This is a genomic window from Sorangium sp. So ce321 (assembly GCF_051530195.1).
In the GTDB taxonomy this organism is placed as follows: Bacteria; Myxococcota_A; Polyangia; order Polyangiales; family Polyangiaceae; genus Sorangium.
This window is the reverse complement of the sequence record NZ_CP150329.1, coordinates 4,905,877-4,931,805: the sequence shown is the minus strand read 5'-3', so window position 1 is coordinate 4,931,805 and position 25,929 is coordinate 4,905,877. Positions and strand designations below refer to the sequence as shown.

15 protein-coding genes are annotated in these 25,929 nt (G+C 70.2%); 3 read left to right on the top strand and 12 right to left on the bottom strand.

What is annotated here, in order from left to right; genetic code table 11:
- The first annotated feature begins 6 nt into the window (after positions 1-6).
- Positions 7-1,503, top strand: coding sequence for a hypothetical protein (locus tag WME89_RS18735; RefSeq protein WP_438010482.1), 1,497 nt, complete (start codon positions 7-9; stop codon positions 1,501-1,503).
- Positions 1,504-1,560: 57 nt separating this feature from the next.
- Here the strand turns inward: WME89_RS18735 and WME89_RS18730 are convergent, their stop codons facing one another.
- The 6 genes from WME89_RS18730 to WME89_RS18705 form a co-directional block, all read right to left on the bottom strand.
- Positions 1,561-2,538 carry a hypothetical protein gene (locus tag WME89_RS18730; protein WP_438010481.1) on the bottom strand — a complete coding sequence of 326 codons (978 nt, stop codon included), beginning with the start codon at positions 2,536-2,538 and terminating at the stop codon, positions 1,561-1,563.
- A 141-nt stretch (positions 2,539-2,679) separates the two neighbouring features.
- Positions 2,680-3,270 (bottom strand): hypothetical protein, encoded by a 591-nt coding sequence (locus WME89_RS18725; protein WP_438010480.1) that lies wholly within the window; start codon positions 3,268-3,270, stop codon positions 2,680-2,682.
- Positions 3,270-6,092: a type VI secretion system Vgr family protein gene (locus WME89_RS18720; protein ID WP_438010479.1), complete on the bottom strand. Its 2,823-nt coding sequence runs from the start codon at positions 6,090-6,092 to the stop codon at positions 3,270-3,272. Before WME89_RS18720 ends, WME89_RS18725 begins: the two co-directional genes overlap by 1 nt.
- Positions 6,093-6,105: 13 nt before the next feature.
- Entirely contained in the window at positions 6,106-8,379 is a 2,274-nt protein-coding gene (locus tag WME89_RS18715) for a type VI secretion system Vgr family protein (RefSeq protein WP_438010478.1), read from the bottom strand.
- Positions 8,380-8,406: 27 nt separating this feature from the next.
- A complete protein-coding gene (locus tag WME89_RS18710; RefSeq protein WP_438010477.1) occupies positions 8,407-10,632 on the bottom strand; it encodes a type VI secretion system Vgr family protein in 2,226 nt (741 codons plus the stop codon).
- 188 nt (positions 10,633-10,820) lie between these two features.
- Positions 10,821-11,708 carry a hypothetical protein gene (locus WME89_RS18705; protein WP_438010476.1) on the bottom strand — a complete coding sequence of 296 codons (888 nt, stop codon included), beginning with the start codon at positions 11,706-11,708 and terminating at the stop codon, positions 10,821-10,823.
- A gap of 282 nt (positions 11,709-11,990) precedes the next feature.
- Between WME89_RS18705 and WME89_RS18700 the strand changes: the two genes are divergently transcribed.
- Positions 11,991-14,105 (top strand): helix-turn-helix domain-containing protein, encoded by a 2,115-nt coding sequence (locus WME89_RS18700; protein ID WP_438010475.1) that lies wholly within the window; start codon positions 11,991-11,993, stop codon positions 14,103-14,105.
- A gap of 152 nt (positions 14,106-14,257) precedes the next feature.
- Here WME89_RS18700 and WME89_RS18695 read toward each other — a convergent pair whose 3' ends face one another.
- The 6 genes from WME89_RS18695 to WME89_RS18670 all read right to left on the bottom strand — a co-directional run bounded on the left by WME89_RS18695 (position 14,258) and on the right by WME89_RS18670 (position 23,448).
- Positions 14,258-15,313: a beta-ketoacyl synthase N-terminal-like domain-containing protein gene (locus WME89_RS18695; protein ID WP_438010474.1), complete on the bottom strand. Its 1,056-nt coding sequence runs from the start codon at positions 15,311-15,313 to the stop codon at positions 14,258-14,260.
- The gene (locus tag WME89_RS18690) at positions 15,310-16,341 is read right to left on the bottom strand and encodes a DUF2169 family type VI secretion system accessory protein (protein ID WP_438010473.1); all 1,032 of its coding nucleotides are present in this window, start codon (positions 16,339-16,341) and stop codon (positions 15,310-15,312) included. The genes WME89_RS18695 and WME89_RS18690 overlap by 4 nt, the downstream gene beginning before the upstream one ends.
- A gap of 52 nt (positions 16,342-16,393) precedes the next feature.
- Complete coding sequence (locus WME89_RS18685) at positions 16,394-17,923, bottom strand: YkgJ family cysteine cluster protein (protein ID WP_438010472.1); 1,530 nt, start codon at positions 17,921-17,923, stop codon at positions 16,394-16,396.
- A 94-nt stretch (positions 17,924-18,017) separates the two neighbouring features.
- Positions 18,018-19,328 carry a DUF1566 domain-containing protein gene (locus WME89_RS18680; RefSeq protein WP_438010471.1) on the bottom strand — a complete coding sequence of 437 codons (1,311 nt, stop codon included), beginning with the start codon at positions 19,326-19,328 and terminating at the stop codon, positions 18,018-18,020.
- A 1,291-nt stretch (positions 19,329-20,619) separates the two neighbouring features.
- Positions 20,620-21,591, bottom strand: coding sequence for an SGNH/GDSL hydrolase family protein (locus tag WME89_RS18675; protein WP_438010470.1), 972 nt, complete (start codon positions 21,589-21,591; stop codon positions 20,620-20,622).
- Positions 21,592-22,218: 627 nt separating this feature from the next.
- Entirely contained in the window at positions 22,219-23,448 is a 1,230-nt protein-coding gene (locus WME89_RS18670) for a LuxR C-terminal-related transcriptional regulator (RefSeq protein ID WP_438010469.1), read from the bottom strand.
- A 324-nt stretch (positions 23,449-23,772) separates the two neighbouring features.
- Between WME89_RS18670 and WME89_RS18665 the strand changes: the two genes are divergently transcribed.
- The gene (locus WME89_RS18665) at positions 23,773-25,884 is read left to right on the top strand and encodes a hypothetical protein (RefSeq protein ID WP_438010468.1); all 2,112 of its coding nucleotides are present in this window, start codon (positions 23,773-23,775) and stop codon (positions 25,882-25,884) included.
- The last annotated feature ends 45 nt before the right edge of the window (positions 25,885-25,929 follow it).

Below are 25,929 nucleotides of genomic sequence, written 5' to 3'. Positions count from 1 at the left end.
AGGGGAATGGTGGAGAGCGAGGGGAACAGCCGATCGATCACGCTCGAGGAGCTCGCCGCGGTCGCGGGGGCGCTGGAGGCGGGCGTCCCACGGGACGAGGCGCTCGCGGGCGCGGGGCTCTCGGTCGAGGCGTGGGAGGCAGCGCGGGAGCGCTGGCTGGCGAAGCTCGCGGCGCAGGCCGCGCGGGGGCAGCTGCGCTCGAGCCAGCGTTACCTGGAGCTCGTCGCCGGGCAGAAGGGCCGCGCCCAGGCGAAGCTGCGGGCGTCGCGCAGGAAGCTCGAGGGCCCGATCCCGGTGGCGCCGGAGGCCCACCTCCCGGCGCTCTCGGCGGCACCCCCGGAGGGGGCGCTGGCGGGGGCGGCGCCGCTGCATGCCGCGGGAGCGAGCGACGACAGGGCGGCGCGCTCGCCCTGGGCCAGGGCGAGCGCGGCGGGATCGCCGGCGCTCCCCCTCGCGGATCGGTCGCCGCTGCCCGGGGCGACGTCGTCGCCGCCGCCTGCGGTCGCGCCGACGTCCATGCCGCCCCCGGAGCCGCCGGCGACGGCGCCGCCAGGCCTCCTGAAGCGCGTCGACAGGCGGACCGCCGAGATCCCGGAGATGCCGGAGGCGCTGCCCGTCAGCCAGGGCGGGTCGAGCGCACCCCCGCTCGGGACGACCGTGGCGCCAGCCGCGGCGAGGCAGCACGGCGCCACGCGCATCGGCGCGGTGAACGCGCTGCCGGCGGACACGGCCCTGCCCTTCTCCCGCACTGCCACCGTACCTCCGGGGGACAGCGCCCTGCCATTCTCCCGCACCGCCAATGTGCCTGCGGGCGATAGCGCCCTGCCGTTCGCTCGCCCCACGCCTTCGCCTCCGGCCGACAAGGCGCTGCCCTTTGCTCGGACCGCCCCTGTGCCTCCGGCCGACAAGGCCTTGCCCTTCTCTCGCCCTACCCCTTCTCCGCCGGCCGACAACGCGCTGCCATTCGCTCGCCCCACCCCTCCTCCTCCGGTCGACAAGGCTCTTCCCTTCTCTCGCCCTACCCCTTCTCCTCCGGCCGACAAGGCTCTTCCCTTCTCGCGCCCCACCCCTTCTCCTCCGGCTGACAGGGCTCTTCCCTTCTCGCGCCCTGCCCCTCCGGCCGCGTCCTTGCGGACAATCAAAGACGAGACCGCGCCGCTGCCGCCCCTCGCCGAGATCTTGGCCGCCCTACCGTTCCAGCAGCCGAGCTCCACGGGCGGCCCCCCCCCGAACGCATCGCACGCCCAGCCCGCCGCGCGGGCGGACGCCGGCGTGGACGCGGAGACCAAGCGCCGCGTGGAGCGCATCTCGTTCGCGCAGTACGCGCGTATCTGCGCCGACATGCGAGACCATCCCAATCACATCGAGCAGATCCGGAGCCACTACGGGCTCGACCCGCAGGGCTGGGCCGCGCTCCACACGATGTGGCACGAGCGCTTCCAGTCCAATCCGACGCTCAAGGCGCGGTGGCAGGCGCTCGTCGAGCAGAGCGCGCGGCGCTGAGGCGCGAGCACGGCGGCGCGGCTTCTCGTGGACGCTCTCAGGCCGGCGCCCTCCGGCTCAGGGGGCCTCCACGGGGAGGAACACGGCGCCCGACTGCAGCCACGCGGCGAAGTACGGCGCCTGCGCGCCCGCGCGCCGCAGCGCGAGCAGGAACGGCCCGTCGCACACGAGCTCGCGCCCTCGACGGCGACGGCTCTTCACGCCCAGCGCGAGCGCCTCGGACACGGTCCGGGCGCCGCGCTCGTCCACGTCGAGCTCCAGCGTCTGGCACGCGGCGACGAGGAAGCGATCTCCAGGGACGATCGGCCTGCCGAGGAGCCCCTCGAAGGACGCGTCGGCGCGCAGCGACACGACCGGGACCTGGAGGGTATCGTCATCCTGCAGCGCGGCCTGACCCCACAGACGCGCCCACCGGCCAGGTCCACGATCGACCGCGGCGAGCGCGTCGTGCGTCGCGTCCGCGAGCGTCGACCAGCCTCCGCGGCGAGCGACGACGATCGAGGCGCCGCCGCGCCCGCGGAGCTCGACGACGAAATCGCCCGGCGACTCGTAGCGATGCACGGTCGCGGCGCCCGCATAGACGCCTGCGCCCGCGCCGCCCCAGTGGCCGAAGCACTGCACGCGGGACCCCCGGAACGCGAACCCCTGGGCGCGATCGCGGAGGAAGGGCCGCTCGAACGCGATCGTGGCCCGCAGGAAGGCGAACGCCACGAGGGCGTGCGCCGGCACGCTCTGCGGCAGCAGCCGTACCTGCGCCTCGCCGAACCGACGCGCCAACCCGGCGCGGATCGCGTCGAGCGCCGCGCCGCCCTCGCCCGCGCTGGCGAACGACTCGGCTGGATCCACGGCGTCGGCGGCGAGGAGAGCGGCGCGGCTCAGCGAGCGAGAGAGCTCGGTGGGCGCGACCAGCACGTCCTCGGAGCCGAGCAGCCGCTGGAGCTCCGCCCACGCGAGCGCGAAGGTCACACAGTGGACGAGGTCGCGATCGACCGGCAGCGCGTGCTCGAGCGTGGGGGCCAGAAGGGGCGCGGTCATCGGCGGCTCGTGATGCATCCGATGTCGACGAGGGGGAAGAGCAGAGACCTCCCCGGGTCGCCGGGCTCCCCACGCGGGCGCGCTGGATACGCGGGCGCCGGGCTCCATCGCTCCGCCGCAGGTCCCGCTGCGCGTGCCCGGTCAGTTCAGACGGAGCAGCCTCCCCACGATCCGGAACAGCCCCCGCGACGCGGCGCTGATGCGGCTGCCCACCACCTCGATGTCGCCGTCCTCGCGGATGCGGATCGCGCCCCGGCCCGAGCGGAGGAGCAGCTCCTGCGCGCCCTCGACGGTGATCGTGTCCGCCTTGAAGTGCAGCGCCTTCGGCCGCTGCGTCGTCAGGGCCCCGACGATCAGCGGCAGCGCGCCCTCGCAGATCTCGACGAGCACGGCGTCGCCGCGCGCATGCGCGTCGGCGATCACCTCGGGATCTACCTCGGGCGCGATCTCGGCCGCGACCGGCCCCTCCGCGCCCCGGACGAGGATCTGCGCCGTCCTTCCGATGACCGAGGCGACGCGCGCGGTCCGCATCGCGGCGCCGAGGAGCTGCGCCTGCCGCGCCGGGAGCGGCGCCGCGGCCGGCTCGGCGGGCGCGGCCGGCTCCGCGAGCACGTCATCCAGGGTCACCCGCCGCGCCTCGGGCGCCTCCGCGGCCTCGGCCTCCGCCTCGATCTCCTCCGCCGCGGGCGGCGCGCCGGCCTGCACGGAACCGCCGTCGAAACGAGCCGTCATCACACCTCCGAGACCTTCTTCGGCAGCTGGATCTTCGGCGCCAGGAAGGCCACGAGCGGCGAGCTGATCGTGACGCCGCCGCCGTCGATCACCACCTCGCTGCCGCCGCACTTGAAGATGATGGCGCCCTTCGCCTCCACCTTGTGGAAGGCCCCGATGAACGTCGCAGGCCCCACCGCCTGCACGACGTGAGACCCCTTGAGCTTGTCGACGACCGCGCCGCCCACCATCGCCGTCCGCGAGCCCGTCACCGTCTCGCTCTCGCCCGCGTTGCTGAGCACCACGAGCCCCGTCGCCTTCTCGTTCTTCGAGCCGGTGACGCTCTCCGAGTAGCTGCCGAAGGCGACCTGCACCGTCGCCGCGCCGACGTCGATCGTCTTCTTCCCGGTCACGTTGTTGTCGATGTCCCGGATCGCGCCGAGGACCTTCATCGACCCCACGTCCTCCTTGTGGGTGCCCGCCACCTTCGCGGTCGAGTGCCCGGGCCCCTTCTCGCGATCGGTCGCGTCGACGCCATCGACGTTGCCCTCCGGCCCGGCGGCGTTCGCCATCGACTCGCCGCCGCCGCCCCCCGAGTCCATCCCGAGCGCCGAGGCGAGCGCCTCCGGCTTGACGAAGATCCCCCCGGCGAGCGCGTTGTGCGCCGCGTTCGAGGCGATCGCCGCGAGCATGTTCGGAGGGCCGCCGGCGCCGGCAGCGCCGCCGGCGCCGCGGGCAGCGCCGCCCGCTCCGCCGCCGCCGCCCGCTCCACCGCCGCCGCCCGCTCCACCGCCGCCGCCCGCTCCACCGCCGCCCATCGAGGCCGCGAGCTGGCTCGCGCCGGGGATGCCCGACGCGCCCGCGATCATCGCGGGCATGCGGCTCATGTCGCCCCCGGCGACCGCCCCCATCGCGCCGGCGACCCCCTGCACCTGCTGCGTGAGCCCGTTGATCGGCGCCATCACCTGGTTGATGGCGCCGTCGACCTGCCCCTGGATCGCCGAGATCGCGTTGTTCGCCATCACGCTCGCGAACTGCACCGCCGCCTGCGCCGCCAGCGCGAGCATCGCCTCGAGCGGGTTGCCGTCCATCTCGAACTGGTTCCCGCCCACCGTGGTCGTCGCGTTGCCCTTCGCCGTCAGCGCCGACACGGCGTTCACCTCGACCGTACGGTTGCCGCCCACGCTGATCGTCTGATCCGCGCCCACCGTGTTCGAGGAGCCCTTCGTGATCTTCGTCGTCTGGTTGCCCCCGACCTCGAGCGACGCGTTGTTCCCGACCACCGTGGTCTCGTTGTTGCCGATGTTCTTCTTGGCGTTGTTCGCGGCGGCCGTCTTCATGTCGTGCTGGGCGTGCATCATGATCTCCTCCGCGCCCGCCTTGTCCTCGAACCGGACCTCGTTGACGCCGCCGCCGCCCGGCGTGCTCGCGGTCCGCATCGCCGTGCGCGTCTTGCCCTCGGGCAGCGCGTAAGGCGGCATGAAGACGCCGTTGTAGAGGCGCCCCGTGACGATCGGGCGATCGGGGTTCCCCTCGAGGAACTCGACGATGACCTCCCAGTCGATGCGCGGGAGCATCATCGAGCCCGACGTCTGGAGCTGCGCGACCCGCATCCAGCACGAGGCCTTGTCGTCGACGGCGTCGCTCCGGTCCCAGTGGAACTTGACCTTGCACCGGCCGTGCTCGTCGGTGTGGATCGCCTCGGGCTGCGAGCCGGCCGGCGCCACCACCGTCGCCGTCTGCGGCCCCTCGATCACCGGGATCGGCGTGATGCGGCGCGGCCGGTACTTCACCTCGGCAGGCACGAGCCGCGCCCGCACCTTGGAGCGCGCCGCGCCGCCGCCGCCGCGCTCGGCGTCCTCCTCGTGGACGAAGGTGTGCGTCACCGCGAAGAGGAAGTACTCGCCGTCGAGCTCGCCAGCGTCCGTGATCGTGAGCTTCTGCCCGACCGCGAGGCGCGGACAGACCGCCTCGATCTCGAGCGTGCGCCGCTCGACCTGCTCCTCCTCCAGCCGGATCTGCGCGAGCCGCGACCCCTCGCTCGGCTCGAAGTAGCCGCCCGGGTAGTCGTACCGCTCGAGCCCCGGACGCTCGCTCGACGCCGCGGTCGCCGTGAGGTCGAGCTGCGGCCGCTCGAAGTCGAAGTCGCGGAGGACGAACTTGCCGGAGCGCACCCGCTCCCGCTCGCGGATCGCGTAGATCGCGTCGCGCTCGTCGGCCGCGCTCAGGCCGGTGCGCCGCCGGAACGGCAGCGCGGGGTCGCCCTGGATCGGCCCGGCGGCGGCGCTGTCGTCGTCGAAGACGAGGATCTCCCCTTCGTCGTCCACCTCGACGAAGCTGTAGATGCCCTCGTGCTCCATGAGCCGCGAGATGAACGCGAGCGCGCTCTCCTGGTACTGCACGCAGTACTCGCGCTTCGGGCAGTCGCCGCTGAGCCGCCACGCGACGCGCGCGACGCCGTGCTCCGAGAGCACCTGCGCGACGATGTCCTTGGCGCTCATCTCCTGGAAGATGCGCGAGTCGACGCTGCGCGCGAGGAGCGCGAGCGAGGAGACGACGCGCACGGCGTAGCGCGCGCCCAGCCCGAGCGCGCCGAGCTCGGTCGAGCCGATCGAGGTCGCGGCCTCCACGGTCCCGGCGATGACGCGCGGCGGCTCGCCGGGCGCGCCGAAGGAGAGCACCGCCCCCTTCCCGATCATCGCGTCGAGCTCCTGGAAGGCGTAGAGGATCACCTCGACGTCGAGCACGAGGGGCCTGCCCGCCTCGTGGATCGACTCGAAGCGGAGCACCCGGGCCGCGGGGACCTCCTCGATCGTGAAGTGCGCTATCGTCTCGCGTGCCACGTTCGCCTCCTCCTCAGTTGTCGAGCACCAGCGCGGCGGTGTCGGCGACGTCGCCGTCGAGCTTCGCGGACAGGCCGAGGATCGCGACGCTCGCGGGCGTCAGCGAGACGATCGACGCGCCCATGACCAGCGTGAGCGCGCCCGTCGCCTCGAAGACGACGTTGTTCGCCTTGACGATGTGCGCGCCGCCGGCGAGCTCGGTGTAGGCGCCGAGCGAGCTCTCCACCCGGTCGCCGTTGGCGACGTTGACGATCGCGCCGCCGACCTTCACGTTCATTGAGCCGCCGACCTCGACGCCGCGCCCTGCCTTGACCGCGATCACCTTCGCGCCCGTGGCCGTCTCGCTCCGGTCGCCCTGGACCGTCACCGTGCGGTGGCCCAGGGAGAGCTCGACCAGCGCCGCGCTGACCTCGTGCTTGAAGGCGGCCAGGGTCTGATCCGTGACCGACCCGACCACGAGGTCGATCTGGTTGCCGGAGACCGTGAGCGAGCTGTCGCCGGTGACGTCGCGCTTGTGGTCGCCGCCGACCTTCATGTCGCGGTTGCCGCCGATCGAGAGCGTGTGGTTGCCGCCCATGTCGTCCACGTGGAAGGTCTCGACCTTCATCGCCTGGTTGCCGGCGACCGAGATCTTCTGGTTGGCGCCGACGCTGCTCGTCATGCTGTTCGTGACGTTCGTCGACTGGTCCGCGCCGATCTTCTTCGTGTGGTTGTTGCCGATCGACTCGGTCGCGTTGTTCTTCACCTCGGTGGACATGTCCTTCGAGGCGTTGATGAACATCTCCTCGCCGCCCTTCGCGTCCGACATCCGGAGCTCGTTGGAGCTGCCTCCGCCCGGCGTCGTCGCCGTCTGGAGGGAGCTCTTCCCGGCCTCCTTCGGCAGGGCGTAGGGCGGCGGCGTGAGCGCGTTGTACATGCGCCCCATCACGAACGGCCGGTCGGCGTCGCCCTCGATGTGGCGCACCGTGACCTCCCAGCCGACGCGCGGCAGCAGCATGGAGCCGCCCGTCGGCACCTGGCTCGTGCGGATCCAGCGGCTCGACGTGTCGTCCTTCTTGCCGGAGCGATCCCAGTGGAAGGAGACCTTCACGTGGCCGCCCGCGTCCGTGTGGATCTCCTGCCCCGAGGGCCCCGTGGTGATCGCCGTCTGCGCGCCCGGGATGACCTGCTCGCGGGCGCGCCGCGGCGGCCGGTAGCGCGTGCTGCCGGTGGGCACGCCCCAGAACTCGCAGCTCATGCGCAGGTCGCGCGCGCCGTCCTCCGCGGCCGCGCTGCCGGAGAGCTCGAAGCTCCGCGGCCGGCTGCCGGCGATGCGCGAGCGCACGACGAGGTACTCCTGGTTGAGCGGGTCGTACGGGTGGCCCTCGACCGAGAAGCGCCGGCCCGGGAGCAGCGCGAGCGAGCCGCTCTCGCCGCGCACGACGTCGCGCTCGGCCTGCACGGCGTCGAGCAGCACCTTGGCGAGCCGCTCCGCCACGCTCACGTCGGCGGTGCGCGCGGGAACCTCGTAGATCTCGAGCGCGTGGTCCCCTGGATCGCTCCCCTCGGCCGAGGCCTCCAGCTTGAGCGAGGGCTTCTCGGGGTTGTAATCGCGGACGAACACCTTGTCGCTCCGCACCGAGACCTCGCGGGACAGGCGGACGACGCGGTCCGCGAACCCGCCGACGCCGAAGTCCTGGAAGAACGGCAGCGAGGTCGTCCCCTCGATGTCCTCGAGGCCGGTCGGCGAGTCGCCGAAGACGAGCACGTCCTCCTCGTCCTTCGTGTGGATCGCGAAGTAGATCCCCTCCTCCGCGAGGAGGCGGTGGACGAAGTCGAGGTCCCGCTCGCGGTACTGGACCGTGTAGACGCGCGCCGGGTGCGGCTCGGTCAAGCGCCAGTCCTGCTGGCCCGCGGGCACGCCCGCCCCCTCGAGCACCTCCTTCACGATGTCGACCGCGCTCTTCTCCTGGAAGATCCGGCAGTCGGCGCGCTGCCCCAGGTTCCAGAGGGCCGGCGCGACCTGGACCCGCAACGTGGGCACGTCGTCGCTGTCGGGCAGGAGCTCGGCGAGTACGACGGTGCCCGCGAAGGTGCGGGTCTGCGTGTCGTCGCTGCGCGAGAGCGTGAACACCGCGCGCTTGTCGATGACGTCCTTCGGCCTCGGCAGCGCCGCTTCGTCGTCGAGCAGGTCGCACTCGAGGCGGGTGAGCTCCGAGAGCTGCTCGGAGAGCTCGAAGCGCAGCACCCGGTAGACCTTGCCCTCCACGGTGACGGAGGGGATCGCGAGGATATGATGATCAGCCACTCTTCACCTCACAAGCGCCCGTGAGACTCACGATCCCAGCTTCATCGACGCGCCCATCTTGACCACCAGCGCGCCCTTGACCGCGATCTTGGCCCCCTTGATCACGATGGGCCCGCCGCCGAGCTTGAGCTCGCTGCCGCCGCCCTTGAACGAGCCGACCGCGCCGAGGAGCGTGATCAGCGGCGCCTGCACGACGAGATCGCCGTTCAGCTTCTGGTAATGGAGGCCGCCCACCAGGTTGGTGACGCCGGTCGCCACCTGGGAAATAGACCCCTTCGTCAGGTGGAGCTCGGCCGCGAGGGAGGTCTGGTCCTTGTTGGCGGTGATCTGCTCCCCGTGGCTGCCGTTGATGATCTGCGCCTTCACGGCGCCCACGGTCTCGGTCATCCCGCCGAGGACGTTATCGTTGATGTTCGCGAGGCTGCCGGCGATGTGCACGGCGCCGACCTTGCGGCTCATGTCCCCGGTGATCGACTGCTCGATGCCGTTCGATATCGTGATCTGATTCCCGCTCACCGTATACGAGCGATTGCCGGTGATCTTCTCGACGTAATTGCTGATCGCGTTGCTCGTGTCGTTGCCGCCGACCGAGATGGATTGGTTGCCCGTGATCTTGTGCGAGAGCACCGCGCCGACGTCGAGCGATTGATTGCCCGACACGGTGATCGACTCGTCGACCTTGACCGAGCGGGAGCCGTTCACGCTGATGTGGTTCTCCTCGTTGACCGCGACCTCGTCGACCCTGTCGTTCTTGACGGTGACGTTGAGGTCCTTCTGGGCGTGGACGCCGAAGCCCTGGCTCCCCGAGCTGTCGGACATCCCGATCTCGTTGTGGCCGCCCGCGCCCGGCGACGACATGCTCTTCAGCGAGCCGGACGCCTTGGCGGCGGGGAGCGACTGCGGCGGCGTCTTCTCGGCGTTGTAGGTGCGCCCGAGGGCGAGCGGACGGTCCGGGTCGCCGTCGAGGAAGGCGACGGAGACCTCCCAGCCGACGCGGGGGAGGATCATCGAGCCGCCCATGGCGAGCTGCGAGACGCGCAGCCAGCAGCTCGAGGTGTGGTCCTGCTGGCCCTGCCGGTCCCAGAAGAAGCGCACCTTGATGCGGCCGTACTTGTCGACGTGGATCGCCTGCTCCTGGGTGCTCGACCCCGTGACGACCGCCGTCTGGATACCGCGGATGCGCGGCCTGCGCGCGCGGCGCTCGGCCGCGAAGGGCGCGCCCTTGGGGATGCCGCGGAAGTGGTTCTCGACGTCGTAGTTCGTCTCTCCCCCCGTGAGCGTCTGGTTGCCGCGCGAGACGAGGTGGGTGACGACGAACTCGCCGTTCAGGCACGGCTCGGCCGCGCCCTCGACGGCGAACGGCTCGCCGACCTTGAGGCCCGCCGCGCGGCTCTGGCCCTGGCACACGTCGGCGTCGGCGGCGAGCTCGCGCATGCGGGCGTCGGCGAGGCGCGCGCCCACGCTCCCCTTGGTGAAGCCGCTCGGGTACTCGAAATAGGGCAGCGCCATCGCCTCCTTGCGGGGCAGCGAGGACTCGGGCTTCACGGCGGGCTTCTCGAAATCGAAGTCGCGCAGCTGGACGCTGCTCGTGCGTAGGGCGCGCGTCCTCGTGAAGTTGGCGAGCGGCAGGGCGCCGGGGAGGCCGCCCTGCGCCATGCGGAAGAGCACCGGCGCCCCCTCCTCCACCTCGAACGAGGCGGGGTCGTCGGTGATGATCATCGTGTGGCCGGAGACCTCGTGCCGGAAGTAATAGAAGAGGCCGTTGTCCTCGAGCAGGCGTGAGACGAAGTTGAGGTGCGACTCGCGGTACTGGACGATGAACTCGCGCGGCTCGTATTCCTTCGCTATCCGCCACTCCACCTTGTCGCCGAAGCCCGCCTCCTCGAAGATCGTCTGCGCCACCTGGACGATGGTCTTCTCCTGGAAGATGCGGCACCCCTCGCGGTGCGCGAGGGCCGCGAGCGCCGGCCGCAGGCGGACGTCGAACTGGCGGGCCTCGCCCACGACGCGCGCGAAGCCGGCGCGGTCGACGATGCCGTCGTACAGCCGCTGCGCGCCGTTGCTATCGACGACCCGCAGGCAGAGGCGGCTGCGCAGGCAGTCCTCGACCCGGAAGGCGGCGTCGAAGGTCGAGAAGCGCACCTCGACCGCGTACGGGGTGGAGATGCCCTCGACGGCCTCGAACCCGGCGACGACGATGTCCGCGGGGAGCTTGTCGCCCTCGAGGGAGAAGGTGGCGAAGGAGGCGGGCATTGGAGCCATGGTAGGCGATCGGCGGGCGGTGCCAAGCCCCATCGCCGGGCCGCGACGCGGGGCCGACGCGAGGACAGGGGCGTGGGAATCTTGCGGAGCTCAGGGCGGGTGCCCGGGATCGCGCGACGGACAGGGTCTGCTCGGGCTCCGTCTACGCGGGAGCTAAGGCGAGCCCAGTCGACGCGGGACTACGACCCGCGGTGGCGACGTCGGTAGCGGTCGTCCTCGTAGTCCGCGTGCTTTCCCCAGACGTACACATGGCTCGTCATGAGCTCCTCGCGGGAGGGGGTCGGAAGCGCTGCCAGGAGCTCGGCGTCCAGCGCCTCCGGGCTCGTGATGCGCGCCGTGGCACCGCCGTCGAGGGCCTGCGCGGCGGCGAGGACGATCCCCTCGGTCGTGTCGGAGACCACGTCGGTGCCGCACTTGAAGCCCGGGATATCGAGCTCCACGACGTGGATGCCCGGCCCGGACCACGCCCGGGTGGCGCCGCGCGAAGCGGGCGCGAAGGGGACGAGCCCCAGTTCGCGCGCGATCGCCTCGCCCGCGAAGGTCGACGCCTCCAGGCGCGGGCGAGGCATCGCCAATGGGCGCATGAACGCCACGACGAAGCCGTCCAGGAGCGCGAGCACCTCCCAGTAGTGGCTCACGTCCTCGAAGGCGAGCGTGAGGTACTCCGGGCCGTCGATGTGGCTGCCGTAGTAGACGTGCCCGTCGAGCGCGAGCCAGAGCCGCGGGTCATGCACCAGCCACACGGGGAGCAGCCGCGACGACGGGTCGCTCGGGTCGGCGCGCACGCCGTAGCTCTGCAGGTCGTCGCGCAGCCATGGCACCTCCCCTCGCAGGTAGCGCAGCGACGCGTGCACGCCGAAGACGCCGTTCGGAGGATGGCTGAAGCCGCCCATGCTCTCCTCTGCGCGGACCACCGCCTCGGAGCAGGGCCAGCCCATCGCGGAGAGCTCGCGCTGCAGCTCGTCGCGCGGAACGGTCCACTCCGCAAGGCGGCGCAGCCCGAGCCGCTCCAGCAGCTTCCGGGCCAGCGCGCTCAGCTCGCTTGAATTGTGTGTCTGCTCGGGCATGCCACGAACGAGGAGCGGCCGAGAGAGGAACGTCGGCCCATTCGAGCCTGCGGCTGACGCCGCCGTCAACGTTAGCATCCTTACACTCGTCCAGCGCATGAGGTGATCGGCGGGTGCCAAGTGAGGCCCAAATCGCGGGAGCTGCCGGCCACACCGAACCGTTCCGCATATATGCTTGACACAAACCGCATAGATGCGTACACCTGGATCGATTCACGATGAAAGGGGCCAGGGATGCCGCGTCCGTACTCGCTACCGTCTGGTGTCGGATCCGATCTCAAAATGCTGCGTGAGAAGAGCAAGCTGAACCAAAAGGAAGTCCAGCGGGCGTCGGGCCTTGACCAAAGCCGAATCTCCCGGATCGAGAAGGGAGAAATTTTTCCGTCCGACTCCGACGTAAACGCCTTCCTCAGTGCGATTCGAGTTCCGGTGGCGAAGCAATACAAGGAGTACCTACGGACCGAGTGGACTCACTTAACACAACCGCCATACACGCATCCGGACCTCGAAGCGCTCACTCGCGCAGAACGATGCTTGAAGCAAATAGACAGCGCGTTTCCGGATGAGAACGAACGATCTCCTATTCGACGACAACTCGATCTGTACCGCGCTGGCCTACTGCGCCTGGGGAAATTCCTCCAGACCCTGGAACACACTGTTGCGTTCATCGGGACCATTGGGATCGGCAAGTCCACTGCCATCTCCCACATTACTGGGCTAACGGTGCCCCGCGAAGGTGGACTCATGGACCGCTGCGCACTCGAAGTGGCTGGAGGTCGCACAACTTTGTGCGAGGTCCAACTAAAGCCCTCTGCTAACCCTCGAATGGGGGTTATCGTCGATCCTCAGACCGAGGAGGAACTTCACACGCTCGTAGGCGATCTTTGCGCAGGACTCGTTCCTTCCCCCTCAAAGCCTGGAGCGGAAGACCAGCGGCGCGGCGTTCCGGGAGAGGTGGAGACCGCGCTGCGCAACATGGCCCGCCTCCCGCGGCAGCGCAACACAGCCGACCCACTGCGCGATCTTGCGAAAGGTGCCCGCTCGAGCGAGGAGTTGCACGCGGAACTCTGCACCTTGATGAACTTGCCGCGACGCACGCGGTGCGAAATTTGGCACGATGGAACCGGCGTTTCGGAGGTGGAATGGCTGAAGCGAACGTTCAGCGATGTGAATCGCGCTCGACTCGAAGATGTTCCGCTGCCTCGTCGAATCAATGTGCTAATTCCACGAAATCCATTCGATACCACATTTGACGTTACCATCGTAGACACCAAGGGCATCGACGACGTCGCGAGCGCAATCCGACCAGATATTGAAACTAGAATAACCGATCCACGCACCATCAGCATTCTTTGCTCCGGATTCCCAGATGCACCAAATACGGTAGTGCAGCAGGTCCTTCGCCATCTTCGCGATGTGGGTGAAGCCGCAACGCTGCGGGATCGAGTCATCGTGCTCGTATTGCCGCAGAACCAGCAAGCCTTGGATACCATGGAGGATGGCGCACGCGTGGAGTCGAAAGAGCATGGCTACGAGGTCAGACAGCGCGACGCAATCGAGCAACTCCGCCGAGCCGGGTTTGACTCGCCACCACCATTCGTCTTCTACGATGCTGTCGCTGACGATCCCGGTGGTCTCGTAACAGCAATCAACCACCAAATCCGACACTTGCGCGACTCTTACGTTCAACAGATCGCAAAAATTCACGATAACATATCGGTTCTGCTTGCGGACGAGGAGCGAGCTCGAGCCGTTGCAGCGCAGAGCCATGTACTGAATCAACTCGCGATTTTGACCGAGCGCCATGAGTTCTTGCCGAGACGGCCACGAGGTGCACACGTTGAACTCGTTCGATTCATGCGAAAGGACGTCCATCATGGTGTCCTGTGGGCATCGACCCGCCGCCGCGGCCTCTACAGCGCATTCAACGTCTACTTCCGGCTTGGCGCCGGGGCTGCCATGGATGCGCGGGAACGCTCTAAGCAGTTTTTTCATGGTCTCGAGGAATTTTACGCTCAATGGAAGGCCGATCCTACTCTTGAAGGCGCGTCTGGGTTGCTGGACAGCGTGACTAGCCAGCTTGAGTTCTGGCGCAGTCGATTCCTTGATGCGTGCCGCCGCGCAGGCGAGGAGACGTTCCGCCCTGCCCTACTCGAACCTAGTGACCATGCAGACAAGCTCTGGAACAGTTCTGAGGGTCTCTACGGACAAGGGCTACCCTACCGCAGTCTGGTTGCCGATATGTTCAACTCATGGTTTGAGGATCCGAACCGAGAGGATCTGCACGACGACTTGGAGAAGCGTGTTCGCACCGCGTGGAAGGAAGAAGTAATTCAACCATTGCGTCGTCTATGCCAGCCGGAACTGGTGGCGCCGGAGCATGAAGCGCTGCACTGAACTGAGCGGCACAGCCCTCCGCAAATCATGGTTTCATGGATCGCCTGCACACCTGCGCACAGGAGCTGCACGATCAGCGGGCATCCCGCAGCGACGCCTGCTGTCTTCCGTCTCGACGACTCCCAGCCCGCGCCCCCCCGCCGCCCTCGCCCTCACCCCGGCGCCGCGACCACCACCACCGCGCGCTCCCCGCCGTCGCTCCCCGCGAGGGAGACCGCGCACGGGTGCGGCGCGAACCCGCGCGTGAACGCCTCCGCTGCGATGCAGAGGTGCAGCGGTATGGCCGCCGCGCCGAGGTGGCCTATCCGCTGGGCGGGGCTCTCGACCTGCTGCGGGTCGCAGAAGAGGTGCTGCGTGCGCGTCGCGGCGGCCTGGAGCTCGAAATGGCGGAAGGTCTCGAAGGTGAGATCGGTGAGCACCCAGCCGGCGCGCAGCCCGCGCTCGGACAGCGGCGCGAGCGCGGAGCGGAGCGCGGCGGTGAGGCCCGACGCCTGGAACGCCGACTCGTCGTTGTCCGGGCGGGCCCGCTCGTGCCCGGAGGCGAGGCCGACGATCTGCCCCTGCTCGCGGAGCTGGGCGCGGCGCGCGACGTCCGGGCGCATCAGCACCACGAAGGCCGCGCACTCGCCAGGGATGAGCGCGTCGAGGTTGTCCGGCCGGAAGATCCGGCCCGCGGCGTCGAGCGCGGCGATGCGCGCCGGGTCGTAGTCGGTGTGCACGCCGCCGAGCACCGCCGCGTCGATCGCGCCGCGCGCGAGCGCGTCGCACAGCTCCGGCAGCATGAGCCCCGCCCCGGCCGCGCCCCGCGTCGCGACCTTGAGCGCGATCTCCGGCGCGTACGCCTGCGCGCGCGCCGCGAGCTCGGCGGCGAGCCGCTGCGCCGGGACCTCGCCCCCCGGCTGCCGCTGCCCGAGGTGCTCGTCCAGGCACAGGGTCATCTGCACCCGCAGCGCCCGCGCCGCGGGGCCGAGCTTCTCGAGCGCCTCGCCGAGCGCGCGGGCCCCGAGCAGGGCGGCGCGCTCGGCGCCGGTGACGAGCGGATCGAGCGTGGGGAGGAAGCACATCGTGACCGGCTCCCCCTGCCCGTCCACGAGCGGCGCCTCGCGCATCGCCGCCGCCGCGGCGCGGTGCGAGAAGGCGGTGTCGATCGAGCGCAGCCCGATCGGCGTGACCGCGCCCGCGGCCACCAGGGCGGCGAGCGGCCTCACGCGAGCCCCCGCTCGCGCACGATGACGCGCGCGTCCCGCATCCGCCGGGGCGCCTTGACGTGCGCGCGCCAGACCATCTCGACGGCCACCGGCTTCTCCGGGCCGGTGGCGTAGAGGTCGACCAGCACCGTGTCGAGGTGCGGCGCGAACGCGACCGGCTCGCGATCCTTCACGTGGAACTCGATCTCCACCTGCGCCCTCGGGAGCTCGAAGCTGAGCGCCCCCTCGGGCGTGAGGTTGAGCGTCCGCACCGGCTCGCCGCCGGCGAGCGGCGGCTCCGCGATCAGGCCGGGCGAGGCGCAGAGGTTGAAGCGGTGGTCGAAGTCCTCGGGCAAGAGCGGCGCGCGGAGCTCCTGCCACGTCTGATCGTAGGTCCCGGCGTACCTGCGGCGCGGCTCCCAGTGCCGGCCGATGGCCCCGATCCCCGCGGGCGGCGGCGCTGTCTTCGCGCTGCGGATCGGGTACGCGGGGTCCTCGATGCTCGGCGTCGGCTTGTGGGTGAGCGACGCCGGCGCGCGCGTGACGCCCGTGCCGATGGGGTTGCGCGGCTCCTCGAGGAGCGCCGCGGGGTCCTCGTCGTCCGTGCCGCCCCAGGCGTGGTCGTAGCGCATGTCGATCTGCTCGATCGGCCCCGGCGCGGTGAGGCCGGCGCCCTTGTCCACCCAGAGCCGCCTGCCGAACACCACCAGCGACTTCCTGAGCGGGCCGACCTCGACGCGCACGTCGAAGGAGGGCACCGCCTTGCCGCTCGGCGCGTACGCCCTCGCCACGAAGATCACGTCGGTGGCCGGCTTGAACAGGCAGATGTCCGCGGGGTAGGCGATGCTCTCGGGCTTCTCCTTTTCCCACGGCAGATCGGCGAGGCGGACCCCGCGCGTGCGCTCGGGCGGCGCGAGCTCGAAGCCGCCGTCCTCCTGGAGCTCGAAGCTCGCCTTGACGATGGTGACCAGCTTCTCGCCGTCCCGATCGACGAGGAGCTGCGGGTGCGCGGCGAAGTCCGTCCTGTTGTCGAGCGGGGGCTGGTCCATCGCGGGCGCATTATCGGCAAGATCGGGGCGGATGTCTCTCCGGCTGGCGCGGTCACGACGCCCGCGCCACGTCGGCGGCGTAGGCGTCGAGGCCGTGGCCGCGCAGCGCCGCCTCGACGAGCGCGATCGGCTCGGCGCAGGCCGGGTCGGCCGCGCCCGCCTCGGCGCAGACGAGCGGCAGCGCCCGGGCCACGACGAGCCGCGCCGCGCGGTCGCGCAGCGCGAGCGAGAGCGGCAGCGCCCCGAGCAGGCGGTGGCCGTGCAGCGCCGCGCGGAGGTAGAAGCGCTCCCGGTCGGGGGCGGGCGCCGGCGACAGCAGCAGCGCGGCGAGCAGGTCGGGCTCGGCCAGCGCGAAGGTGGCGGCGGCGATCCACTGCGTGGCCTTCCGGGCGAGGTCCCGCTCGCTCCTCCAGGCGGCGTCCTCGCGCGCCCGCCGCGCCGCGCGCGCGTGGAGCGCCGCGAGCCACGGCGCGAGCGCCGCCGGCGCCAGCGGGTCGGGCCGCTCGAAGCGCGCGATCGCGCCGCCGGTGAGCCCCTCGGCCTCGACCGCGGCGGCGAGCGAGGAGAGGCCCGCGGCGACGTCTGGCGGCGGCGCCGCCGCGGCGAGGCGACGCGACCACGCGACGAGCTCGGCCCGGGGCGCCGTCGCGCCGGGCGCCACCTCCGCGCGGTCCGGCAGCCGCGCGACGTCGATGCGCTCGTCGAGGTCGCGCCGCGCCCGCAGCCGCGGGTCGATCAGCGGCGCGCCGCCGGGGCGGCCCACGCTGGCCAGCACGCAGGCGCACTCCGCGGCGACGGAGACGCGGATCGACTCGCCGTCGTCGATGAAGCTCGTCGGGAAGGTGCGGCACCCGAGCGGCTTGGCCTCGGGCCCGCCGATCGCGTGGAGCGAGCAGCGCGCCTCGCTCCCCTCGCCCTCCAGGTAGGCGCACCGGCCGTCCCGCATCGCCACCACGGAGGCGGCGCACGGCCACGTCCCGCGCTCCGGCGTGAAGGCCCGCTCGTGGCGCGCGCCGCCGCCCAGCACCTCGGGCCGCAGCGCCCGCGCCCGCGCGGCCTCCTCGGGGTCGAAGAGGATCGAGGCGTAGATGCGGCAGCAGCTCCCGCTGCCGTCGCAGTGCAGGCTGAAATCGGGGAGCACCTCCAGCGGGCGCTCGCGCGGATCGCCCTCCCCCGGGTCGAGCGCGGGCGTGGTGGGCGTAGTGGGCGAGGGCGAGGGCGAGGGCGAAGCGGGATCCACGGGCGAGGTGGGCCCCGCCGGCCCCGAGGGCGCCCAGGGCGACGCTTCCTCGCCGGCGTCCTCCGCCACGAGCAGCCCCGCGGCGTGCAGCTGCGCGAAGAACGCCTCGGCCGCGGGCACGCGCGCGGGCGCGCCCTCGCGGGCGGCGGCGATCACGATGCCCTCGATATCGCGCGTCCCGTCGGCCGCGGAGAGCAGGACCCACTCCCGCGGGCCGAGCTGGAGCAGCTGTCCGGAGCGGAGGTCGTGCAGGATGACGCGCTCCTCGTCGCCGACGAGGTGGCGCCGCGCGAGCACGTGGTCGGCGAGGCGAGGGCGCGCCGGCAGCACGTTCGGGCTCACCCGGGCACGCTATCCGACGCGGGCAGCGGCGCGCCACCGAAACGAGGAGCGGGCGCCCCGCCCGCTCGCGGCGCGCGGGGCCGCGAGCGGGCGCTCAGCGCACGCACTTCACCCACGCCGAGGTGAAGTAGTTCCACTTGCCGCTCGCCCCGGCGTTGAACCCGGTGAAGCCATCGTCGAAGTTGAGCGCCCAGGCCGCCGGCGCGTTCCTCACCGCCTCGTGGGAGCCCCAGTACCAGTCGTTGCTGCGGGCGCCGTACTGCGTGTCGGGGAACATCGCCCGGTTGATCGACGGCGCCACCTGGGCTTCATCGACGAGCGTCGCGAGCTCCCGGATGCTCGGCAGGCGCCAGGCGCGATCGTTGAGGTCGAGCGTCGCGCAGTAGCTCGCCGCGTCGTCCCAGCTCATCGTGGCCGGCGAATAGCCCTGCTGCCAGACCAGCCCGGTGTAATTATCCATCACCTCTCCGGGCGACACGACGGTGTACTGGTCGGGCGGCGCCACGGCCGGGCTGCTCGGCGCCTCCCCCTCGCCGTTGCCGCGGACGCAGCGCAGGCTCGCCGCCGTCGCCTTGGAGTAGGCGTTGCTGACGATCCCGTCGCTCATGTTGAAGGCCCAGGCGTAATCGCGCCCGGCGCCGGCGCCTGCCTGCCGGATCGTGAGGATCCAGTCGGACGACGTCTTGTGGAAGCCCCCTCGCGCCCCCGGAAACGCGTCCCTGTCGATGGCCGGGCTGCGGGTGAAGTCCACGATCGACGTCATCTCAATCCGCGTGGGCAGGCGCCAGTCGGAGTGCCCGCCGAGCGTCAGGTTGTCGCAATAGCTGATCGCCTGCTCCCAGGTGTACGACTCGGAGGGAGGGCTCTGCTGCCAGTCGAGGCACGTGACGTTGTCGTGCACCACGCCGCCACCGACATCGGTATAGCTCGCGGCGTTGGGGAGCCCGCTGCCCGCCGGATTGGGCATCGGCCAGCACGCCCACTTGTGCGAGCCGCAGGCGGCGGCCCTGCTGCAGGCGTCGGGCGTCCCGTCCGATCCGCCGCTGCCCGGGCCGCCGCCCGCTCCCGGCGCTCCGCCGCCGCCCGCTCCCGGCGCTCCGCCGCCGCCCTCTCCCGGCGCTCCGCCGCCGCTACCCGCGGTGCTCCCCGGGCCGCTGGCCCCGGCGCCGGTCGTCTCCGGGGCTCCCCCGGTTGCGAGCGCGCCGCCCGTCCCCGAGGCGCCGCTCTCCGTGAGCGCATCGCCCCGGTCGCCGCCATCCACGCTGGCCCCTGCGTCCCCCGTGTTCCCGGGGGAGCACGCCGCCGCTGCGAGCGCCAGGCCGAGCGCCATCGCCTTCCGGGCCCACGCGGCCGTCGTGGACACCCCCGAGGTCGCGTGAAGGACCCACGGCTTGCTTCGATTCACAGGCACCTCCGTACATTCAAGTCAATGTCACAAGCCAAGCTGTTCGAACGCACCCACCTATCACACGCTGCGCGACGATCGTCAATGCGCTCACCGGAAGAATCATCCTTGATCGCTGACACACCTCAAGACATTTGCGCTGCGCAGGGTGGCAGAGAGGACGCACATCGCGCATGCGCACCGACCCTCGCGCGGTGCAACATTCCACGCTGCGCGCGCTGCCGACGATGGCCGGTTCCCGTGCGCTGCCAAATCTTCAGCCAGCCGACAAAAACGACCGCGCATGGCGCTCGAGGTGATTGAGATCGAGGCCCTCGAGCGACCTGATCGAGACGGAAGGAGATCTATCGTTCCTCGAGCATGGCCGGCCGGCGAATCGCCATGACCGGACGGCAGGCCTCTGCCAGCAACTCCATCTCATGCGCTGACGCGCCGGGCGTCCGGGTGAGCTCGCGCGCCAGGCGAGCTCGCTCATCGCACATCGCTGGCGGCATCCAGGGAGCGGCTCGCCGCGATCGCCGCCGGTCCCCCTTTCGCTCGCTCCGTCCTGGCGCCATGGAGGACCCATGGCCTCGCCGACGAAGAAGACGTCAATCGGCCTCTCCAGCAACAGCAGGCCGAAGAACAAGAACAAGCGACATCACTGGAAGCGCTACCGCGGCCAGGGCAAGTCGCATCACGGCTAGCACCGCGTCGCCCAAGGACGAATTTGCGGTGCCGAACCGTCGCGATTCGTGGAATCCGCCGGCATTTCAGGGAGGCGTGACGACGGATCGCACCCCTTCAGAGGGCATGGACCCAACCCGGGCCTTGGGCTTCGGGAGCTGGCGCCGGCCAACACGTCGTCTCGTGCCGTCGTGGTCGCCTCGCTCGCCGAGACGCTCACCCGCGCGGTCGCACTCGGGGACGAGGTGGCGGCCCGCGTCGTTCACGAAGCAATCGGTCGGCTGCTCGGGCTGCCGGTGGCACCGAAGGGGTGAGCAAGCCTGGGCCGAACGTTGAGCCTGCTGCTCGCGACGCCGACGCGCCTGCGTCACCGGGCGCCTTGCGGCGCAGAACGGTGCTTTTCCAGTGCGGTGGCCGCCGCGTGGACGCTGGGACAGCGTGCTGGAACATCGGTCGGCTCGCCGAGCGGAAGCCGCGTCGTGCTGCCATTCGTTTTCGATACCAGGCGAGGTGATTGCGCCGGGGCGAACCAATAACCGGGGTTACGCCGCGAGCTCCTCAATTTCGGCTCGAACGGCGTGCGCCGCGAATCTGCTCGAGCGTTGGTGGCGTTCGCCTTTCGATTTCAGCGGAGGTACGGACTCAACGCCTCGAACCAAACATCGGCCATGCGGTTATACCCTGCCTGGTTCGGGTGGAGATTGTCGCCGAGGAGGGTCTGCCTGTAGTTCGTGTCGTCGGTGAACGCTGTGTACATGTCCACCAGCACGATGTGCTGCCCCTTGCTGACGCGCGTCGAAACCAGGTCGGGCATGGCCGCGTTGTAGGCCATGATGGCGTTGTTCGTGGCATCCGTTCTCGTCGGCACGATCTGCGCGAGCACCACGAGGATGTTCGGATCACGCATAAAAATCGAGTCGAGCAGCTTGCCCAGGCGATTCGGTGCGTCCGCAAGGTTGATGTTACCGTTGATGTCGTTCGTTCCGATCATCAACGTAATGATGTTGGGCTGGTAATTCGGAATGCTGGTGCCCACGAGCTGCGCGATGCCGTTGTTGCCCTCGATCGTCCAGCCGCCGTGACCCTCGTGGTTCCTCGGGAACGTCACTCCGTCCACCATGGGCACGCTGTAATCACTGGCGGAACCGACGAAGGTGATGTCGCGGTTCGCTTCGAGCGCGAGGTGGAACAGCGGGGCGCGGTAGCCGCCGGCGACGTTGAAACCCTGCGTGATTGAATCGCCGAAGGGCATGATCTTACAGGGGCCGCTCGCCGGGCAGGGCTGGAATGCCGGGCCGCCGCCCGCGCCAGCGCTGCCCCCTGCGCCTCCGTCGCCCGCGGTACCTCCGCCACCGTCGGATACGCCGCCCATGCCACCCGAGCCCGCTCCGCCGGCGCCCCCGCCGGCCGCGCCCCCGCTGGTTGCGCTCGAGCCGGAACTGCCGGGCGAGCCGCCGCTACCCGACGCTGTCCCGCTGCCGCTCGTGGTCCCCGTCGTCGTGCCCGGCGAGTCGGCGCCCTCACTGCACGCTGCGACGAGCAGCACCACACACGCGAGGACGGCGGAAGAAGAGAATTTCAGGCGGTGTACGAGCATCTGCTACGCATAGCACGATCGCGTACTCCACCGCGATTGTGGAGCGCAGCTTACCGAAGTTGCCGTCGTCGTTGGGAAATTTCATCGCGAGGGGAAGTGCGTCTGGACGGCAGCGCTCTCCGCGGCCACGCGGCGCCCGAGGCCGAACGGCGGTACCACCGGCGCACCTCGTATTCGGTTCTGCGCCCGACGGCCCACGCCTGGTCCGCCTCGGTCCGACCCTCCGAGCACGACCCGGCCCAGTTTTCGCTAGTGACCGCGCGATCGACGGCTCGTGCGCGACGAGGTACGCGCGGCGGCGCGGGCGACGACGACCGCGCCGGCTAGCACCAAACGCCCTCATAGCCCTTGCCGCTGCCAGAACGCACCTCCGCAGCCCTCGGCAGCACAGGCCGTGCGTCTGATAGCGGCTGGCCCCTGGCGGCGAACCCCATCACGACGTGGCGCCCGCCGAGCCACGGCAAGGCAATCTCGGCGGCGTTGAAGCGTTGGACGAGGGGGCGGAGCCAGACTCGACGGGGCAGGAAGGCTAGTACAGCGTTCGCCAAGTTCGTCCCTGGTTCCGCGTGCCCCGCCGGCGAGACGACCTTCGACCAATCGAGGGCGCTCGTCTGAACCGGGGCAGGCTCAGCGCTGCCTGGCCAGCGCCAGCTGGGCGCGGGACCCGATGCCCAGCTTGCGGTAGGTGGACGCGAGCTGGTTGGCGACGGTGCGCGGGCTGATGCGCCGGCGCTCGGCGATCTCCGCGTTCGACAGGCCGAGCGCCGCGAGCCTGGCGATCTCCCCCTCCGCGCGGGTGAGCTGCGCGGGCGGCTCCCACCCCTCCTCCGGCCCGGCCACGACGGCGACCCGTCCGACCGCCACGTCCTCTGGAGGCGCGGGCGTGCTCGAGAGCGCGATCACCTGGTTGATGAGCTCGGCGCGCGACCGGACCCGCAGCTTGCGGCGAATCCTGGTGAGAAGCGCGCTCACCGAGCCCTCCCCGATCCCGAGATCGTACGCTATCAGCTTGTTGCTGTAGCCCATGGCGGCGAGCTGCGCGACCATCCGCTCGCTCGGGCTGAGGCGCCGTGGATCCGGCGCAAACGGCGTGTTCTCGTACACCACCAGGCTGCGCGCTCCTCCCGGACCGGGCGTCGCCACCAGCGACCAGCGGGCCGATTCCAGGACCTGCCACAACGAGAGCGCCTCCTCGGAGCTCAGCCCCTTGGCGTGGGCCCTGGCGATTCGCCGGGCCGCGCTCAGGAGCTCCCGCCTGGGCCCTGCCCCGTCGACCGTGAGGTCGGTCCTGCCGCTCTCCGGGTTCACCGCGCCCTGGACCGCAGCCTTCGTGGTCTGCAGGCCGCGGTGCAGACGCGCCGCCGCCACGAGGTGCCGGGCCAACAGAGACCATCGCCGGCGCTCCGCCCGGTCGAGCCGCACACCTCGGGGAAGCGGGGCGTCGAACTTCACACCTCGGCCGCTGATGTCCGTCGCCTGCACCGAGAGCCAGTCGTCCGCGCCGAACTGCTTGGCAAAGGGTGCCATGGCAGGGTGGTCACGGACGGACACGCCCAGCGCCTGGTTGACCGTGATGACGGCGCCACCGCGGTAGACGAGGTCCAGCAGGCCCTTCGTCGAGCTGACGAAGGTCTCCTGCACGCAGCGGACGAGCTCGGTGTCTCCCAGCATCCGCAGCGAAGATCCGATGGCCACCCCCTCGCCCCGCAAGTCGAACTCGTACACCGCGATCCCGAGCCCCGCATCCAGGGAGGGGCGGAGGACGTCCACGGCGGACGCGAGCCAGTCCGCCCCGGGGCGGACCGCTTCCGCGTAGATGGCGTCGAGAGCACCGATGGTGTCCAGCTTCCGCCGCATGCGGCGACAAAGGGTAGGGGCGCCGGTACCACACCGCAAGCCCACCGCCCTGCTCAGTCCGCCGGGGGACACAGCCCCGCAGCCCGTCAGCGGATTGACTATAGCGGGCTGTTCGCCGCTCGAATAAGCAGGTCATCGACGTCGCCGCGAGCGTGCGGCGGATCGATGTCGACGATGCCTCCGCGAACGTCGCGCCTGCGCTCGCCTGGCCCCGGACCACGCCCGGAGCCACTCAAGCGACCACCGGCAGCGCGCCGCTCGTGCGTTCCCTCCTCGGTGGAAAGCGTACAACCCACAAGCGAACCGCAGACAGGAATAGCCGCCATGATCAGACCCGGATTGATGTTGCTCCTATTCTTACCTCTTTCAGCAGGGGCTTGTGCGCTCGACGACCAGCCCTGGGCGGAGGACAGCGAGGACCAGGAGCAGGTCGGCTCGACCCAGCATCACATCAGGCCCATTCCCGACTGCCCGGCCTCGGCCCTGTCCGCGTCACGCGACAGCGACGGGCGCGACGCCGCTGCGGCGCCCTGCGGTGAGCCGCTGCCACCGCCGCCGCCGCCGCCCTCGCCGCCCAGGCTTCCGAGCAGCATTGCTTACGGTACGTACAGCACCAGCCCCTCCTACGCGGTGAGCTGGAGCACCAGCTCCGGCGACGGGCTGCCCGTGTCCTACCATGTCCAGGAGCAGCGGAACGGCTCGTCATGGCAGTCCGTCTACGAGGGGTCTGGGCGCAGTTTATCCCTCACCAACAAGACGCCGGCCGTTTATTCGTACCGCGTCCGCGCTTGCTCCTCGGCAGGTTGCAGCGCGTACCGAACCGGCACCAAGCTGGTGGTCAACACCCGGCCGGTCATGGATCTATATGGTCAGTATCCATTCCTCTCCACGCAGGATCAAACGAACGCCGCGTACCGGGCGAGACGCCCCGGCATCCGCGGTGAGTTCGCGCGCGGCGGACCATCGCCCAGCCCGGGCGCTCGCATCATCACCGGCTCGAGCGACTTCCACCTCGGGCAAGGCTTCAATCTGCTAGAAGACACCTACGCCGGCATTTGCATCGACACCGAGCAACCCGGCCTCGACGTCGTTGCCAGCACCACCAACTCCACCACATTGGACATCACCCGGGTCGAGACCATAAGCCAGCTTTACCAGGCCATGGATGTCAGCACCGAGGCCGGGCTCAGCTTCGATTACGAGGGCTACTCTGGGGAGATCTCGGCCGGCAAGAAGCGCTTCACCGAGAGCGTGATGGACGAGTATCACGAGCTGATCGTGGTCCGGTGGCGGCGCGACGCGGAGCACTGGACCCTGAATACGCCGCTGAACCCGCTGAAGCCGGATTTCGCGGCGAGCATGCTGGTCCCGTACAACGCCAATGCCAGGAGGGCGTTCCGCGAGGCGTGCGGCGACAAATACATCTACGCAGCCGATCTGGGCGCGACGCTGTACATGACCTTCTCGTTCGACAGCAAGTCCTACAACGCCACCGAGCGCTCGCAAAAGGCGGCCAGCCTCAAGGCAGCGCTGACGAGCATCATCGGCCTCAACGGCTCGGCCTCGGTCTCGGAGGAGACCCGCACCTTGCTGGAGCAGCTCAACGTCGCCGTCAAAGTCTTCAATGTCGGCGGCCCGCTCGTCGGCGCGGTCAACCGCGACAACTTCAACACGACGCTGAACGCCTTCATCAGCGGGCTCGCGCCGGGCAACTACGCGGCCATCAGGCAGCACGCGCGTCACTACGATCATCCCACCCAGCTCCTGGACCACGCCTACTTCGATATATTTGCCGACTATCGAAACTCCCTTGCCCAGCTCCGCCGCTGGAACGTGATCGACGCCGAGCTCGAGCGGCGCACCGCGCTGCTCCAGGCCTACGGGCAGCCCACGAGCAATTACAATGCCGCCAAGCAGGAGCTCGAGACCGCCAAGTCCCTGTGCATCGAGACCGATAGCTGGGGCCAGTGCGTCCACCCGGTCTCCTACTCCACGCTCGGCTACGATGCCGATAATCCCGGTTCGCTGTCCGCGGGTACCAAGCTATACACCTGGCTGGGCGCGAACATCCGCGACATGGACGAAACCGTGGTGTCGCAGACGGGCGACTATCACATACATGACGGCGGCGTTTTCGACAAGGACTGCAAGGACATCGACCACTACACGTGCCTGCCGGTCGGCTGCGTGGCGGACACCTTCAAGGGCTACAACGCGGGTACCGGGATGGGCTTCGGCGTTCGCGAGGGCTACTGGGATGTGCCCGGCGGGGGCTCGAGAAGTCACAGCATGGTGTCCCATGACGGCCAGCGCTGCGCCTATACCGATGCGCGGATATGCACGTCGCGGGCCGGGGACTCGACCGCCGACTATGAGTTCTATCACGAGGTCTTTGGCCAGTGCCCGGCCACGCGAGACTTTCCCATCGTGAACTGAATACCTGTGCTCGGGCACGGCTGCCTGACACCGGGCAGTTGCTCG

Excerpts from the sequence above, each read along its gene's own strand:
- WME89_RS18735 (WP_438010482.1), top strand. The coding sequence starts at position 7 with ATGGTGGAGAGCGAGGGGAACAGCCGATCGATCACGCTCGAGGAGCTC.
- WME89_RS18730 (WP_438010481.1), bottom strand. The coding sequence starts at position 2,538 with ATGACCGCGCCCCTTCTGGCCCCCACGCTCGAGCACGCGCTGCCGGTC.
- WME89_RS18725 (WP_438010480.1), bottom strand. The coding sequence starts at position 3,270 with ATGACGGCTCGTTTCGACGGCGGTTCCGTGCAGGCCGGCGCGCCGCCC.
- WME89_RS18710 (WP_438010477.1), bottom strand. The coding sequence starts at position 10,632 with ATGCCCGCCTCCTTCGCCACCTTCTCCCTCGAGGGCGACAAGCTCCCC.
- WME89_RS18705 (WP_438010476.1), bottom strand. The coding sequence starts at position 11,708 with ATGCCCGAGCAGACACACAATTCAAGCGAGCTGAGCGCGCTGGCCCGG.
- WME89_RS18700 (WP_438010475.1), top strand. The coding sequence starts at position 11,991 with ATGCTGCGTGAGAAGAGCAAGCTGAACCAAAAGGAAGTCCAGCGGGCG.
- WME89_RS18690 (WP_438010473.1), bottom strand. The coding sequence starts at position 16,341 with ATGGACCAGCCCCCGCTCGACAACAGGACGGACTTCGCCGCGCACCCG.
- WME89_RS18675 (WP_438010470.1), bottom strand. The coding sequence starts at position 21,591 with ATGCTCGTACACCGCCTGAAATTCTCTTCTTCCGCCGTCCTCGCGTGT.
- WME89_RS18670 (WP_438010469.1), bottom strand. The coding sequence starts at position 23,448 with ATGCGGCGGAAGCTGGACACCATCGGTGCTCTCGACGCCATCTACGCG.
- WME89_RS18665 (WP_438010468.1), top strand. The coding sequence starts at position 23,773 with ATGATCAGACCCGGATTGATGTTGCTCCTATTCTTACCTCTTTCAGCA.